At 52.4% G+C, this 15,326-nt stretch carries 16 protein-coding genes and 1 tRNA gene; 1 reads left to right on the top strand and 16 read right to left on the bottom strand.

Features of this window, described 5'->3' with window-relative positions; genetic code table 11:
- Positions 1-7: 7 nt before the first annotated feature.
- From csm2 to Q9L42_RS11780, 7 genes are all read right to left on the bottom strand, one after another.
- Positions 8-394, bottom strand: a complete 387-nt coding sequence (gene csm2, locus Q9L42_RS11810; protein ID WP_305908202.1) for a type III-A CRISPR-associated protein Csm2 — start codon at positions 392-394, stop codon at positions 8-10.
- Positions 395-638: 244 nt separating this feature from the next.
- Positions 639-1,169, bottom strand: a complete 531-nt coding sequence (locus Q9L42_RS11805) for an REP-associated tyrosine transposase (RefSeq protein WP_349431117.1) — start codon at positions 1,167-1,169, stop codon at positions 639-641.
- Between the two features lie 64 nt (positions 1,170-1,233).
- Positions 1,234-3,924, bottom strand: a complete 2,691-nt coding sequence (gene cas10 / locus Q9L42_RS11800) for a type III-A CRISPR-associated protein Cas10/Csm1 (protein WP_349431116.1) — start codon at positions 3,922-3,924, stop codon at positions 1,234-1,236.
- A complete protein-coding gene (gene csm6, locus Q9L42_RS11795) occupies positions 3,925-5,031 on the bottom strand; it encodes a CRISPR-associated ring nuclease Csm6 (protein ID WP_305908205.1) in 1,107 nt (368 codons plus the stop codon).
- 27 nt (positions 5,032-5,058) lie between these two features.
- Entirely contained in the window at positions 5,059-6,024 is a 966-nt protein-coding gene (gene cas6 / locus Q9L42_RS11790; protein ID WP_305908206.1) for a CRISPR system precrRNA processing endoribonuclease RAMP protein Cas6, read from the bottom strand.
- A gap of 551 nt (positions 6,025-6,575) precedes the next feature.
- Positions 6,576-6,818, bottom strand: a complete 243-nt coding sequence (locus tag Q9L42_RS11785) for a type II toxin-antitoxin system HicA family toxin (RefSeq protein ID WP_305908207.1) — start codon at positions 6,816-6,818, stop codon at positions 6,576-6,578.
- On the bottom strand, positions 6,818-7,162 hold the full coding sequence (locus Q9L42_RS11780) for a DUF1902 domain-containing protein (RefSeq protein ID WP_305908208.1): 345 nt from the start codon (positions 7,160-7,162) through the stop codon (positions 6,818-6,820). Before Q9L42_RS11780 ends, Q9L42_RS11785 begins: the two co-directional genes overlap by 1 nt.
- Before the next feature lie 272 nt (positions 7,163-7,434).
- Here Q9L42_RS11780 and Q9L42_RS11775 point away from each other — a divergent pair, with 272 nt between their 5' ends.
- The gene (locus Q9L42_RS11775) at positions 7,435-7,575 is read left to right on the top strand and encodes a hypothetical protein (protein WP_305908209.1); all 141 of its coding nucleotides are present in this window, start codon (positions 7,435-7,437) and stop codon (positions 7,573-7,575) included.
- A 417-nt stretch (positions 7,576-7,992) separates the two neighbouring features.
- On the opposite strand, the gene Q9L42_RS11770 is transcribed toward Q9L42_RS11775, so the two are convergent.
- From Q9L42_RS11770 to nrdR, 9 genes are all read right to left on the bottom strand, one after another.
- Positions 7,993-8,069 (bottom strand) — tRNA-Met (locus Q9L42_RS11770).
- Positions 8,070-8,123: 54 nt separating this feature from the next.
- Positions 8,124-8,621 carry a phosphatidylglycerophosphatase A family protein gene (locus Q9L42_RS11765; protein WP_349431115.1) on the bottom strand — a complete coding sequence of 166 codons (498 nt, stop codon included), beginning with the start codon at positions 8,619-8,621 and terminating at the stop codon, positions 8,124-8,126.
- On the bottom strand, positions 8,605-9,540 hold the full coding sequence (gene thiL / locus Q9L42_RS11760; RefSeq protein WP_305908211.1) for a thiamine-phosphate kinase: 936 nt from the start codon (positions 9,538-9,540) through the stop codon (positions 8,605-8,607). The genes Q9L42_RS11765 and thiL overlap by 17 nt, the downstream gene beginning before the upstream one ends.
- A complete protein-coding gene (nusB, locus tag Q9L42_RS11755; protein ID WP_305908212.1) occupies positions 9,540-9,983 on the bottom strand; it encodes a transcription antitermination factor NusB in 444 nt (147 codons plus the stop codon). Before nusB ends, thiL begins: the two co-directional genes overlap by 1 nt.
- The gene (gene ribH / locus Q9L42_RS11750) at positions 9,980-10,459 is read right to left on the bottom strand and encodes a 6,7-dimethyl-8-ribityllumazine synthase (protein WP_305908213.1); all 480 of its coding nucleotides are present in this window, start codon (positions 10,457-10,459) and stop codon (positions 9,980-9,982) included. The genes nusB and ribH overlap by 4 nt, the downstream gene beginning before the upstream one ends.
- 222 nt (positions 10,460-10,681) lie before the next feature.
- Entirely contained in the window at positions 10,682-11,791 is a 1,110-nt protein-coding gene (gene ribBA, locus Q9L42_RS11745) for a bifunctional 3,4-dihydroxy-2-butanone-4-phosphate synthase/GTP cyclohydrolase II (protein WP_305908214.1), read from the bottom strand.
- Entirely contained in the window at positions 11,791-12,447 is a 657-nt protein-coding gene (locus Q9L42_RS11740) for a riboflavin synthase (RefSeq protein WP_305908215.1), read from the bottom strand. The genes ribBA and Q9L42_RS11740 overlap by 1 nt, the downstream gene beginning before the upstream one ends.
- A 9-nt stretch (positions 12,448-12,456) precedes the next feature.
- Positions 12,457-13,545 carry a bifunctional diaminohydroxyphosphoribosylaminopyrimidine deaminase/5-amino-6-(5-phosphoribosylamino)uracil reductase RibD gene (gene ribD, locus Q9L42_RS11735; RefSeq protein WP_305908216.1) on the bottom strand — a complete coding sequence of 363 codons (1,089 nt, stop codon included), beginning with the start codon at positions 13,543-13,545 and terminating at the stop codon, positions 12,457-12,459.
- Positions 13,542-13,994, bottom strand: coding sequence for a transcriptional regulator NrdR (gene nrdR, locus Q9L42_RS11730; RefSeq protein WP_305908217.1), 453 nt, complete (start codon positions 13,992-13,994; stop codon positions 13,542-13,544). Before nrdR ends, ribD begins: the two co-directional genes overlap by 4 nt.
- Positions 13,995-15,326 lie beyond the last annotated feature (1,332 nt).

Genomic DNA, 15,326 nt, shown 5'->3' with positions numbered 1-15,326 from the left:
CCTCGTATCAGTTAGGACGTTCTTGTTTGTAAAAGCCCATGAAGGCTTCCATGAATAATTTGAAAGTGTGTAATGTTTTAGGGCAGACGACTTGCTGCAAGCCCTTATGAACCATGTCGACAAAGTTTTCGTCCACCAGCTTTCGGCCTTTGGCATAAGCGGCCTTGGCGTTGATCATGCGGATGAAGGGCAAGTATTCATCGAATTTTTCCGGATGTTGCAAAACCTTGCTATCCCATAAAACAATTTCGTCATAAAACTTTCTCAACTGAGTCGGTTTATTATCGTTTTTTCTTCGGTCGTCCCCTGCTATGCGCTTGGCAGCCTGTTGCGCGATACTGTTAAACAATTCCGGGTCGAGTTTTTCGCCGGGTTTTCCGAGTTTGATATCCATAAGGTCTCCTGTATTGAATTGTCATTTATCGTTCCCTCACTCTACGTTGGGAATGCATCCAGGGACGCTCCGTGTCCCATACCGCAGAGCGGTACGAACTTGCTCCCACGCCAGAGCGTGGGAGCTATGTTTTATCGTTCCCACGCTCTGCGTGGGAACGCATCCGGCGACGCTCCGCGTCCCGTACCGCGAAGCGGTACAAACTGGCTCCCACGCCGGAGCGTGGAAGCTATGTTGGTTTTAATCACCAAGGATCGATATCAATCAACCCTACCCCGCCGAAATAATTCGCCGCACTGGAATAACGCCAATGTTCCGGCCGGGCGACATAGCCGCGCTTGACCGGATTGTTGTGGATATACTCCAGCTTCTGCTGCATCATATCTTCGTTCAAAATCAGTTCGGCATGGGTTCCTTCCTGCCAGAATTGATATTCCCTGTCTATTTTATGCGCTTTCTTGGCAAACCTGAGCCGCGTCAGAATCCGTTCGACATGATTCGCCCGCAATGTATCGATAATTTTCCGGGCCGTGAACGATTTAAAACTCTCCACGCGTTGATCCAAGCGTTCCGCTTGCGCGATAAAATGTAGGTGGTTTTCAAGTATCACGTAGCCGTATAGTTTCAGTCCTTGTTCCCGTCGTTGGTAAGTCCAACTGCCGAGCAGTATTTGCACCGTTTCCGGCCGAGTGAATACCGGCAACCATTCCTGCACCGTGCAAGTCAGGAAATGCGGCTTATCCGGCTCGGTAATTCGGTATCGGCTTCTTCCCATGTTGCTTTTCCTCTGTCGACGCAGAGCGTCTCGGGATACGTTACCACGCAAAGCGTGGGAACGATCAATCGCGTTGTTGATACAAATGGCAGAACAATGCGACTCGGTAATTGCCGCCGTGCCGAATAATACCGGTATTGGCGATTTCTTCGGCCAGTTCTGCTTGCCGGCGTCTGCGCTGGTCTCGGTCGAGTTGTTTATTGCGGTCCAGCATGCGTACCGTACGATAAGCAAAATAGCTGTGCCAAATTGCGTTTTCCGGCTTTTCGTTGACCTTTTCCGCCATGTCGATCAAGTTCAACAGGCCATAGACGTAGCCGGTACTCAAACCGTTTTGCTCGCTCAATTCTTGCAGTCGCGAATACCGAGTGCCGGTCAACTCCATAAACTCTTCCCAGAACATGCGCTGATTGAAACAGCTCGCGGCATTTTTCGGGGCTATCTCCAACGCATTTGGATTGTGCGCTTTGGCCTGTTCCAACGCTTCCTCCGCCATTTCACCCAACTGTGAAATCGGCAAACCGGGCTTGGTAGTGCTGATGCCTGCGGAAAAGTGTACTTCGGAATTGTGCGCGACATAGTTTTGAAAAGCTTGCCGCATTTCTCCTGCCAACTTGATTTGCGATCTCCACGGCCCGATCAGGAAAAAGTCGTCCCCCCCTGCGAATACGGTATAGCTGTTGCGATACTTCGTATGGCAAAGCCACGGTAAATAAGTGGTAAAGAACGCATTCACTTGTCTGGACAAGGCGGCGGTTTTGCTGAAACTGGCATCGTCGCCAAGGCCCGATTGAAAAATCAGACCGAGATTATCGACATCGCCTTTTAAAGTGGACAAGGCACTGATACCCTGCCATTGATGATTTTCCTGAAAAATCTGATCTTCGCAGGCGATATGATTGAGGGTTTTAGCTTCGCCTAAATCCAGCATTTCTTCGCCCGCATATTTGCCCAATTCGGCTTCACCTTGAGCTTTGTCATCAAATAGCGGCACATAGGCGTTGATCGCACGGCGGGCGTAGCCATTCCACAGCGCCCGGTCGGCCGATTTGGGCAAGGAAAAATCCCAGGCCCTGAGCAAATTGCCGTTTCTGGCCTGCTCGCCGAACTTACCCTGCGTTTCTTCGTTTCCTGCAAAGCTGATGTGATAACCGAAGATGGGAATTTTTAGGGCGCTTGTTAGCCCTAAGGATTGGCGGGTAATCAAAATGCGCTCTCGCCGAGTCAGCCAGTGACCGGTTTCAATCTGATCTTTTGCCAATTCGCTGATATAAGTATCGCTATCGATCTGTTCACTTGCCGGTGAACGGCCGTCGATTTTGCATACCCCTTTGTTTTTATCGAAACTTTCAAGAAAGTCTTTGAAAAAGATTGGCGCCGATGAATCGCCGCACAGGTTGAAGCGCTGGTTTTTGATGATCTCCAGTTGTTCGAATAATTGAACGATCAATTGTTTATACGGACTCGCTTTGCCTTCTTTGCCCCGCCGGAAATCATTGCAGGACGCTTTCATCCAGGCCAATCCCACTCCTGCCTGTCCCCAGCTATGTTGCAAGAACCACTTATCCAGCACTTGTTGGACTTTCTGCAATTTTTCAATGGTTGCTGCGGTATTGGGCGCCACGATCATGAACTTACCGGCTGCATTGATCACTTGGCTCGTAGCCGGCAAATTCAGTGTATCTAATACTTTAAGCGCGGCGCACTCGCTGAGTAGCGATACGTAAAATGAGCGACCGCGCAGCAATTTGGCAGCTCGCTTATTGGTTTCTCCGCCGCTGGCGAAGATGAAATCCTGAATACCAAAAAAATCCCCTTGTATCAGCAGGAACTTTTCTTCTTTCCAGCTTTGTTGCTGGTCAGCCAGCTTTTTAACAGCAGATTGGCTAGTCTCGCCGTATTCATGGTGATAACGCCATAAGGCGGTCGCTAAGGCCGCTGCGACGCGGGAATGATCGTACAGCGACACATCCGGACGAATGTTGAATGCCGTCGCTGATGGAATGGCTTGCGTATAGACGCCCCACAGAGTTTCAAAATGATCCAGCCATAACGACCAGTTGTTACGGTGCGATTTAGGCATTTGCTTGAGCGCTTCATTGAAACCCCGCCATAATTCCTGATATTCTTTTTGCGCTGCCGTATCATCGTTCCCTTCATAACTCGCGGCTTCCACGGGAAAAATGCTCTCGGGCGACAACGGTTTGAGCGGATAACGATAACGAAAATCTTTTTCGGCCATGCCCGATTTGTTGATTTGTTCCAACAACGTCAGTTGTCGTGCCGTGTAATGGTTTTTGCCCGTTCGCGTAAGATCTTCGCCCTGGTTATATTTTTCGAATTCTTCGCGGTCAAACCCCGATGCCACCCTGTCCGCCGTAGCAATGATCCACTGTAAAAAACTTTCCGGTTTGTGATGTTTGGCGGCCGCGTTGATAAACGAGTCATCTACATCTTGGGTTTTCCATGAACCGAAGGGGGCAAAATCATTCCCTTTTAAGTCAGGCATATAATCTTCTATCAGGTCCATAGCCAACCCGGTATAGGCCGCATGAACATGACTGAACCAACCGCGATCATCGGTGTATTTTTTTCTATGCGGACAATAGAGTTGTTTGTTGGCCGCCAGCACTTCTTCATCGACCGGTATTCTGGCGCGTTCGGCAAACTTTCCCAAATCATGCAAAAATGCCGCGAGCGCAATTCTGCAGGATTGTTGTAACAAATCGTTGTCGTTCTTATCGTTTGCTTGCATCTATGACTCCTGATATTCAATCTGCCTGGATTCCAATTCAATCCGGTAATAGGTTCGCGGCCTTTTTCCTCGTGCCGCAATCAAATAAGGCCCGGCCCTGCTTTGTAAGGCGTTTTTGATTTGTCGATTGACGCGCGCCTTGCGTTGTTCGAAGAAACTTTTGCTCATGCCTTCCTGTAAGACTTGTTCGGTTCTTTCACCCGGCCCCATTTCACCGATGATTTGCCGGTAATGCATTAAATAGGCATGGGCATAATCGGGTTCGGCCACGCCATCGCTCGGACATAAGATCGGTTCCAGGCCCTGTAGCTGGTTTTGTATCAACCAGTGGTAGAACGCCAGTTCGGCCGGTTTGAGACGGATATCGATGCCTTGAGCAATGACGATTCTTTGTTTCAAATCGATGATCAACTTCTGCGGACCCAGCGATTGCTGCGCCCGCTTGACCGAGGCGCTGAAACTACTTTGCCCGTTCAGCAAGTCGTCATCCAGACCGTGCCGCAAGCGTACGAACGCAATGTCGGCCAGCATGACGTCGGCCTGCCGAGTATCCAACGGTTTATTGCTGCGGTCGTTGGTATAGATCGTTTGCGAATACGGCGTCGGATAGAAGAATTGCGGATGTGATTCATAATGGGCCGAAACTAGCACATGACTGAGCCGGTCCTGATCGCGTCCGTACAATGATAAGGCGTAGCCGGCATAAAAACCCATGGTTTTGCGGCCGCCGGCGATGCTGACATGAAGGCAGCCATGAGGATCGGAGGTGAATTGCCGAATGAGTTCGGTGATGCCGTCAGCCATTGCCTGATTGTCCTGTTGACTGCGGATGTCTTGCAGAGGCTGTCCGCCTGGATCTTTCAGGACATGAATATGGTTGTCGTCAAAAAGCGCTTGCGGTAAACCGTAATCCGTGTAGAAACGGCTCAGCCAGCGATCGTTGATCAGTGTCAACCGCGCGCGCTCTGCGCCTTCGGCGGTGGTCAAGATATGAATGGCGTCGGGCTGGGCTGCACCGGCCTGATGCAAGGCATACAGGGTTTCGGTCACCACCTGCGGGGTCAGGCCGGTCACGCACAATAAGATGGTTTGAGTTTGTGTTTCCATGACCCGATTATTCCCTATGCCGTCGAGCTATCGATTGTCCGGCAAGCTTGTCGAATCGATGCTGTAATGCCCCATGCCCATGCTGGTGCCTTTGCCGGCATGAGTCCATTGTCCCAGCCATAGATAAGGCCAGAATGCTTCCATGCCTTTCATGTCTAGCGTCACCGAACCGATGACCCCACCCATGTTCATTTCGGTTTTCTGTCTGGATGAATAGCGTTTCCAGTCAAACCAGTGCAAATCTCTTGCGTTGAATTCGATGGTTCTGGCGCGCTGCATCATGCCAGCGAAATCGGTTTCCAGCGGCGTATCGCCGTGAAAGTAGCTCAACATGGAGATTCGTCTGAGCAAATTTCCGAAGAAAGCGCCGAAATTAAAACTTTGTGGATTGAGATTGCGGCCATTCTGTTTGATTCTGAGCGGCGTATGCAAGGTAATTTCAATGCACTCCGGCAGAGGCGGGATATTTACGTCCAGTGTTTGATTTTGTTGCTGTAATTGACCATCCTGATAGACAACTGTCGCTTGGCCGCCAGCGGATAACTGCGCCACTTGATCCAACAAGAAGATTTGTCGATTGCTGCCGATTCCCTCTTGCCCTGCACGTTGCAACGCATGTACGAGATAAGGAAAAAAACGCTGTCCCTTGCCGACCAGGATCAAATTCAAGGCATAGCTTCCGTTTTCATTGGATGAATCCAAAGGAAATTGCAGGACAAACGGATGTGGTGAGGCGCTGTATTTACGCATTTTTTCCGTTTGTTGCGGGGGCGGCGTTTCGAATATATAGGAATAGGCGCAACTGCCTTTCAGCATGCAGGCTGAGCAAGGGGTGTTCCTGACGACACAGACGGTTCTTTTAAGGGCGTGACCTAACGCGCCGCGCCAAGCGGAGCCTGAAAACTTAGGTAGGCGAACGCGTTCCTGGCAAGTGAACAGAAATTGATAGTGATAAATCGATAGCTCGGGAATTGCTTGCTTCTCTAGCTTCATTCTTTGACCTCCTTGTGATGCAGTATGCAACAAGGTAACAATTAGATAGGTTATTGGCAAGCTTGCCGGGGAGTTCTTGTGGGTTTGTCCAAAGCTTTTTAGCCGTCATCGATAGGCTGCCACGCCTAAGCATGGAAGACCGAGGCAATGTGTTATAGATCTTACGGATTTTTTTGGCGGATCGGCTTGCGCTTGATCCACCCTGCACACTCGATGCATACAAGCTGAGGGATAATTGCGCCCAGCGTCCCGGGAATACGTTAAAAACGCGGAATATGCATAAGAATTTTGGAACTTGGAAACGAGCGCACGGCCAGCGTTTCCCGAGATGAGGCAATCGAGAAAGGTTGCGGACGGAGTTGCAAACTCCGTCCGGCTCTGTCCGTTGACAACCATACCTGGCTTTTATGACGGGCACAAAAAAGGCCTTAGATCGATTGATCTAAGGCCTTTTATTTTGTTTGGTAGCGGGGGCAGGATTCGAGACTAATCTACAACGGAAAGCCTTGATTCCGTTGACGTGCGACTAAAATGAAACTGGCAACAGTTTATCATTTTTTGTTCAATGCCGCGTAAAACTGCTTTTTGGTCACGCCGGCCTGCCGGGCCATATACATGATCAAGTCTTGCCCGAAAGGCGATTTCGGACAATCTACGGTTACTTTATAAAGCTGGCCCTTGTCAATTTTTACCCAATGTTGATGTGAGGTACCATCCTGTTTTCTTGGTTCAAAGCCAAGCTTTTTTAAGATCTTCTTAACCTCTTTGCAAGTTAATGGATGGTACCGGCTCATTAATGATGATGGTTACACATTGGTGCAAGTGGCAATGTATCGGAAAGCAACGTCCGCGCTTTGTCTTTTACTGCGCCAATTTTAGATAAACCAAGAAAAATATAATATTTTACCCAATACTGTAATGGCGCTTTTCTATTTAGTAGTTGTCTGGCAAATGCTTTGTCTTCTCCGACAGTCGCGTCGTAGACGTACTCGCATATCATGTTTCTCAATTTTTCATGAGCTCCATCAAGCGTATCGTCTTGCGCCGCCAAACATAAATCTAAACAAAACGCTTGCCACTGCCCGTCTTTGCACTCGGCATACCCTCGCAACACGAGAGAATTTGGTCGTGCGTTCATTGCTTGCCTCCAAGTTCCGACTAAGCTCAGCCGGCTATTTTATAATTAGCCTGATAAGGCCTTTATTTGCAATAAAATTGAATTGCGTTTTTTTGACCAGGAAAGTATGACTAAGTTTGATATTTTTTTCAATCATGAGCTGCGTTATTTGCCTACTCCCAGTAGCTAATTAATTGTTTGTTGTTGGTTGATAGGTCCCTTTTGCGGCGCAACTTGCTTGTTAGTTGCCGCGCTTTTTCTTATAGCTATAGCTTTTGACTTGGAGAAGCGCGATGAGCGAAGAAACGGTGCTGTATATTTTTTTAGGGATGTGGGCCTTGTTTACTGTAATTGGGTTTAGTAAGAAGTTTTCCGCAATAATTAGTATTGGAGGCGGCTTTATAGTTTCTATGCTGCTGTATGCAACAAAGTAACAATTAGATAGGTTATTGGCAAGCTTGCCGGTAAGTTCCAGTGGATTTGCCCAAAGCTTTTTTAGCTGTCATCGACAAGCAGCACGCCTAAGCATGGAAGACCGAGGCAATGCTTTATAGATCTTCCGGATTTTATCGGCTTGCTCTTGATCCACCCCGCACACTCGGTGCAGACAAGCTGAGGAATAATTGCGCCCAGCGTCCCGGGAACACGTTAAAAAACGTGGAATACGCCTAAGATTTTGGAACTTGGAAACGAGCGCACGGCCAGCGTTTCCCGAGATGAGGCAATCGAGAAAGGTTGCGGACGGAGTTGCAAACTCCGTCCGGCTCTGTCCGTTGACAACGATACCTGGCTTTTATGACGGGCACAAAAAAAGGCCTTAGATCGATTGATCTAAGGCCTTTTATTTTGTTTGGTAGCGGGGGCAGGATTTGAACCTACGACCTTCGGGTTATGAGCCCGACGAGCTACCAAGCTGCTCCACCCCGCGATTGATTTGTACTATTATACCGACAAATTTCGGTTTGGCAAGCTCTTTTTTTACTTAAAAGAAATAAATCAGAATCAATGCCGCAAAAAGTCCGGCCAGCACATCATCCAACATGATGCCCAATCCGCCATCGACTTTCCGATCTGCCCATTGTATCGGCCAAGGCTTGACGATGTCAAATAGGCGGAACAATACGAAACCGGCCGCCAGCGCCGGCCATGAAAACGGCACGAACCACATCGTGATCAAGAGACCGGCTATTTCATCCCAAACGATGCCGCCAAAATCATGGACTTCTAGCTTTTCCGCCGCATGCGCGCAGATTTTGATGCCGGCCAACACGACCACTATCGTCAAGGCGCTGTAAACCCAGGCGTTGGTTTGAATCAACAGTCCATAGAGCGGCAGCGCCGCCAACGTACCGAAGGTCCCGGGCATGTACTTGGACAGACCGGAGCCGAAACCGAAGCCCAACAACATCAACGGGTCCTTCATGATCTGTCCCGCCGTCAGGCGGCTTTTGCCGTATTCCGCTTTAAGAAAAATGCTCATAGCCTTTCGCCGTTATAGTTTCGGTGCGCCCCTTCCTGTCCACCCTCAAGCCGGGTTCGTTATCGATCACGCCGATGCAGGTGCAGGGTATGTCCAGCCGTGACTGATTTTCGGGCGGCACGGTAAAACAGAGTTCGTAATCGTCGCCGGCGGTCAGCGGCAGCAACCAGTCTCCGCTGGCGTCGATATATTGCCTGACCGGCGCCGACAAAGGCAGCTTATCCCATGCTATGCGGGCCCCGACCCCGCTCTGTTCCAGGATATGGCCCAGATCCGACGCCAAGCCGTCCGACAAGTCGATACAGGCATTAGCGATATCGCGTATGGCCAGGCCTTCTCGTATCCTCGGGTTCGGGGTATTGAACTGGCGCAGGATCTGTTCGGAATCGCTGCAAGAATAGCCCTGCTCGATTTTCAGGCCCAGGCCGGCATCGCCCAATCGACCGGTGACATAAAGCAAATCGCCGGCTTGCGCCCGGGAACGCAGCATGGCGGCATTTTCCGGCACGATGCCCATGGCTTGCAAGGTCAACGTCAACGGCCCGGAGGTGGTATCTCCGCCGATCAGATCGACGTCGTATTGCTCGGCCAATTGTCTCAAGCCGTTGGCAAAGGCCTGCAACCAGTTTTCGTCCACGTTCGGCAACGTCAACGCCAGCGTCACCGCGATCGGCTGAGCGCCCATGCTGGCCAGGTCGCTCAGGTTGACGGCCAACAGCTTATGGCCCAGCGTTTCCGGGTCGGCGCCGGCGAAGAAATGTACGCCTTCGACCATCGTGTCGGTCGTGACCGCCAGTTGATAACCTGCGGGCACTTGCAGCAACGCGCAGTCATCGCCTATGCCCAAACGGGTGGCCGAGTTTGCGTTTTTATGGCCGGCGAAATAACGCCTGATCAGTCCGAATTCCGAAACCGGCATTAGGACTTTTTCGCGCCTCGTTTGGCCTGGATTTCGGTCGCCCTTTTCTTCTGGCTGACCTTGTCCAATATGCCATTGATGTATTTATGACTGCCTTCGGCGCCATAACATTTGGCCAGGTTGACGCCCTCGTTGATGATGACCCGATACGGGGTTTCCAGGCGATTAATCAGCTCATAAACGCCGATGCGCAAAATCGCCCGTTCCACCGGATCGATTTTTTCGACGGGTCGGTCGACAAATTCGGCGAGCACGGCATCGATGACATCGAGCTGTTTCGGAACGCCGTGAAAAATATCGTGAAAATAACTTTTCTGCGCGCCCTTCAGCATTTCGTCTTCGAGAAAATAGGCTTCGATTCGATTCAGGCTTTCACCGCTCATCTGCCATTGATATAACGCCTGGACGGCGCATTTTCTGGCGTTCGTTTTCGTCTGACTCATTCAGCGGCCATATTATTGAAAAGACTGACCATTTCCACCGCAGACATCGCCGCTTCGGCCCCTTTGTTGCCGGCCTTGGTGCCGGCTCTTTCGATCGCCTGTTCGATGGTGTCGACGGTCAATACGCCGAAGCTGACCGGCACGTCATGCTGCAGCGAAACCGAAGCCAGGCCTTTGACGCATTCGCCGGCGACATATTCAAAATGCGGGGTGCCGCCGCGTATCACCGCACCGAGAGCGATGATGGCGTCATATTTTTTGCTGGCGGCGATGCGTTGCACGACCATCGGCAGTTCAAACGCGCCCGGCGCCTTGACCAGGTCGATGTCGGCCTTATCGGCGCCATGCCTGACCAAAGCGTCAATCGCCCCGCCTTCCAACTGTTCCACGATGAAGCTGTTGAAACGGGAGGCTACGATACAAAATTTACCGCCTTGTGCGGATAAATGGCCTTCAATTACATTCACTGTCGACATTTCTTTCTCTGTTATTTTAAAAAACTGGTAATTATTCAGTATCTTTCAGGGTTTAGGGAGTAGACCATTGATTTCTCGGGACGCGTGAATACATCCATGTAAGCTCTGGCTGCAACGTCCTGTTGCAGACAGCCCGATAAATCAATAATCTACTCCCTCTGATAAAATACGCTGAATAATTACAAAAACTGAAACTATTCAGCATCGGGTGAGGCTCTCCAATTAGTCCGATTCGATATGTTCGACCACTTCCAGGTCGAATCCGGACAGGCCGATATATTTTTTCTGTACGCCCATGACCTTCAAACGATGCACGCCCAAGTCGGACAAAATCCGCGAACCTGTGCCGGTCGTGCGCCAATCGCTCTCGACGCCTTCGCCGTTGCCGGTTTTGATGCCATGATCTTCCATCTGATACTTATGAATCAGCTCGACCAGCGCCTTATTATCCTCGTTCTGTCGGATAATCACCAACACTCCGCGCCCCATCTCGGCGATTTTCCGCATCGCCTCGCGCACCGGCATGCCGCAATCGGTTCGTTGGGAGAAAAACACATCGTCCATCAGGTTGCGCGCATGCACCCTGGCCAACACCGGTTCGCCGTCGGCGACATCGCCCATCACCAGCGCCAGATGCACGTTATTATCGTTTCTGTCCTGATAGGCGTACAAGCGGAAATCGCCGAATTCGGTCGGATAATTGCACTGACTGATGCGTTCCAGCGTGTTTTCATGCTGGATACGGTAATGGATCAGATCCGAGATCGTGCCCATTTTCAGATTATGTTCCTTGGCGAAAATCTCCAGGTCCGGCCTTCTGGCCATGGTGCCGTCTTCATTGAGGATTTCGACGATGACCGCCGCAGGCTCGACGCCGGCCAGCCGGGCCAGGTCGCAGCCGGCCTCGGTATGCCCCGCCCTGTTCAACACGCCGCCGGGCTGCGCCATCAACGGAAAAATATGGCCCGGTTGCACCAGATCTTCCGGCTGGGCCTTTTCCGCGACCGCGGCCTGCACCGTCAAGGCCCGGTCGGCGGCCGATATGCCGGTCGTCACACCTTGGGCCGCCTCGATCGAGACGGTAAAATTGGTCGAATGAGCGGTCTTGTTGTCATTGACCATCAACGGTAGGCGCAGCTGTTGGCAGCGCTCCCGAGTCAGGGTCAGACAGATCAGTCCGCGGCCGTATCGGGCCATGAAATTGATGTCTTCGGGGCGTATGAAGGTGGCGGCCATCAACAGGTCGCCTTCGTTCTCGCGGTCCTCATCGTCCATGATGATGACCATCTTGCCCTGTCGCAGATCTTCTATTATCTCTTCGATGCTATTCATTAATTCAAAAATCCGCTGTTTTTCAATAATTCTTCGCTCACGCCGCCGTGGCTTTGGGCGGCTGCTCCCCCTTGCAGCAAACGTTCCATGTACCTGGCCAGCAAGTCGACTTCCAGGTTGACCTCCGCGCCGACGTCGGCGCCTCCCAGCGTCGTTTCTTGTAAGGTGTGGGGAACGATATTGACGCTGAAGACGACGCCATCGACCTCGTTGACGGTCAGGCTGATGCCGTCGATGCAGATCGAGCCTTTTTCGGCGATGTATTTGGCCAAACCGCTCGGCGACTGGAAGCGAAAACGCACCGAACGGCCATCGTTTTGCTTGTCGATAACCTTGCCGATGCCGTCGACATGGCCGCTGACGATATGGCCGCCTAGCCGTGTGCTCGGCGTCAAGGCCAACTCCAGATTGACCGCCGTGCCGGTCGTCGCCGCTTGCAAGGTCGTTCTGGACAGCGTTTCATTGGAAACATCGGCGCAAAAATAATGCCCGCCCAACTCAACCGCCGTCAGGCAGACGCCGTTGACCGCGATACTGTCGCCTAACGCCACATCCTCCATCGGTAATTTGCCGGTGTCGATTTTCAAGCGGCAGTCTCCACCCCGCGGCTGTACTGCGGCAATTTTTCCAACCGCCAAAATAATACCTGTAAACATGTTCCGCCTTTAGTTGTGTACGGTGAAAGTCAAGCGTAAATCGGGGCCCACCTGCCTGACCGAGGTCATCTGCAAATTTTTCCGCTCCGCCATCCGCGTTAAGTCCGGCAGATGCAGCAGGCCGCGCGCCTGATCGCCCAGCAGACAGGGCGCCATATAGACCAGCCATTCGTCGACCAGTTCGGTATTCATCAACGCGCCGTTCAAGGTCGCGCCGGCCTCCACCCAAACGTTGTTGATTTGCTGCTGCGCCAGCGCGGCAAAAGTCTGGGCTAAATTCGGCCGCCCTTGCTTTTCCTCGACATAGAGCACGACGACGCCGGCATCTTCCAGGCGGCGAATCTTGTCTTGATCGTGACTGCAAGTGACCACCCAAACCGCTGCGTCGTCGGCCAGCATTCTGGCGTCCAACGGCAATTGTAAAGCCGAGTCCAGCACCACCCTGACCGGCTGTTCCACTTCCTGATCCAGCCTGACATTCAAACGCGGATCATCGGCCAAGACGGTGTTGATGCCGGTTAATATCGCGCTGCTTTCGGCGCGGAAACGCTGCACATCGGCTCGGGCCTGTTCCGAGGTGATCCATTTGCTTTCGCCGGAGGCCATTGCGGTGCGGCCATCCAGGCTCATCGCCATTTTACTGCGGATGAAGGGATAACCCTGAGTCATTCTCTTGATAAAACCGCGATTGAGCTGCTCGGCGTCCTGTTGTAACACGCCGGTGACGACATCGATGCCGGCGGCGCGAAGTTTCCTGATCCCGTCGCCGCCGACCAAGGGATTGGGGTCCTGCATGGCGACGACGACTCGCGCGACGCCGGCGTTTATCAAGGCTTCGCTGCAAGGGCCGGTGCGACCATGATGACTACAGGGCTCCAGCGTGACGTAAGCGGTGGCGCCTTGCGCCTGATCGGTTTTGGCCAAGGCTTCGACTTCGGCGTGACCGCAACCGGCGCGCCGATGCCAGCCCTCGGCGATCACCCGCTGACCTTTGACCAGCACACAGCCGACGCGCGGATTGGGATCGGTGGTATAAAGCCCTTTTTTCGCCAGTTCGATCGCCCTGGCCATATAGACGGCGTCTTGTCTATCCGTCATTTGTTTTTCAATTTGTCGATCATCTCGGTAAATTCGCTGACATCTTCGAAACTGCGGTAAACCGAAGCGAAGCGTATGAAGGCCACCGGGTCGAGCGCGCTCAATTCCTTCATGACCAGCTCGCCTAATTCATGCGCCTTAATCTCTCTCTCACCTTTCGCCGTCATCGTTTTTTTGATGCGACTTATCGCCGCCTCGATTTCATCCACTTCGACCGGCCTTTTTTCCAATGCCCGCTGCATGCCCGCCCTCAGCTTGCTTTCATCGAACGCCTCACGTTCGCCATTGCGTTTGATGATACGCGGCAGCGACAATTCCGCCACTTCGTAGGTGGTAAAGCGCTCCTTACAGCCGGTGCATTCGCGCCGCCGCCTGACCTGATCGCCCTCGCTGGCCAATCGCGAGTCGATCACTCGTGTATCCTGCGCCCCGCAAAATGGACATCGCATAGTGTATTTACCTTAACCAGAATACCTGTATTAGGCCGTTAGTCGAACGCCCGAACAGCCATTGAGAAAAATTTACCATTTTATCTTAAAATCGCATTGATTAAAAACCGCGGTAAGAACAGTCAGTATCCAGTTGGATTGCCCGGCGGCGAATCCGCCCTACGGTGGGGCCATCCGACGGTTGCGATATAACGCGTAGGCGGCTTCGCGTAGAGTGGCTTCGCGAATCAAGCCACCAAAACCCACACTGGAGGCCAAATTAGCGTAGGGTGGATCAAGCGCAGCGGATCCGCCAACGTAGAGCGGCTTCGCGTAGGGTGGCTTCGCGAAGCAAGCCACCAAAACCCGCACCGGCGGCCAAATTGGCATTGTGCGTATCCCAGTTGGATTGCCTGTCGGCGAATCCGCCCTACGGTTGCGATGCCTTTCGTAGGATGTGCTGAACAACGTGAAGCGCATCAAAAACTGGTGCGCTTCCTCTCGTCAGCACACCCTACCCGCACCGGTGGATCAAGCGCAGCGGATCCGCCAACGTAGAGCGGCTTCGCGTAGGGTGGCTTCGCGAAGCAAGCCGCCAAACCTCGCGCCGGGAACCAAATTGGCATTGTGCGTATCCAGGCGGATTGCCTGTCGGCGAATCCGCCCTACGGTCGCGATGCCTTTCGTAGGATGTGCTGAACAACGTGAAGCGCATCAAAAACTGGTGCGCTTCCTCTCGTCAGCACACCCTACCCGCACCGGTGGATCAAGCGCAGCGGATCCGCCAACGTAGGGCGGCTTCGCGTAGGGTGGCTTCGCGAAGCAAGCCACCAAACCCCGCGCCAGGGGCAAAATTGGCATTGTGCGTATCCAGGCGGATTGCCTGTCGGCGAATCCGCCCTACGGTCGCGATGCCTTTCGTAGGATGTGCTGAACAACGTGAAGCGCATCAAAAACTGGTGCGCTTCCTCTCGTCAGCACACCCTACCCGCACCGGTGGATCAAGCGCAGCGGATCCGCCAACGTAGAGCGGCTTCGCGTAGGGTGGCTTCGCGAAGCAAGCCACCAAAACCCGCACCGGCGGCCAAATTGGCATTGTGCGTATCCCAGTTGGATTGCCTGTCGGCGAATCCGCCCTACGGTTGCGATGCCCATGTAAAGCCGATCGTCGTGAAGCGCATCGAAACAAGGTGCGCTTCCTATCGTCAGCACACCCTACCGGCAGCCGGGGCGTGTCGGCCACCATGCTGTCGATCATTTCATATACTTCTTCATCAACGATGTCAGCAGCAGGATGATGCGCAAAAGCAATTTGCATCGTATTTCCGATAAAATTATCCTTATACGGGTTGA

Origin of the sequence: Methylomarinum sp. Ch1-1 (assembly GCF_030717995.2) — a bacterium.
Lineage (GTDB): Bacteria > Pseudomonadota > Gammaproteobacteria > Methylococcales > Methylomonadaceae > Methylomarinum > Methylomarinum roseum.
Note: the sequence above shows the minus strand (reverse complement) of the source record. Positions and strands in the feature narration are given on the sequence as shown.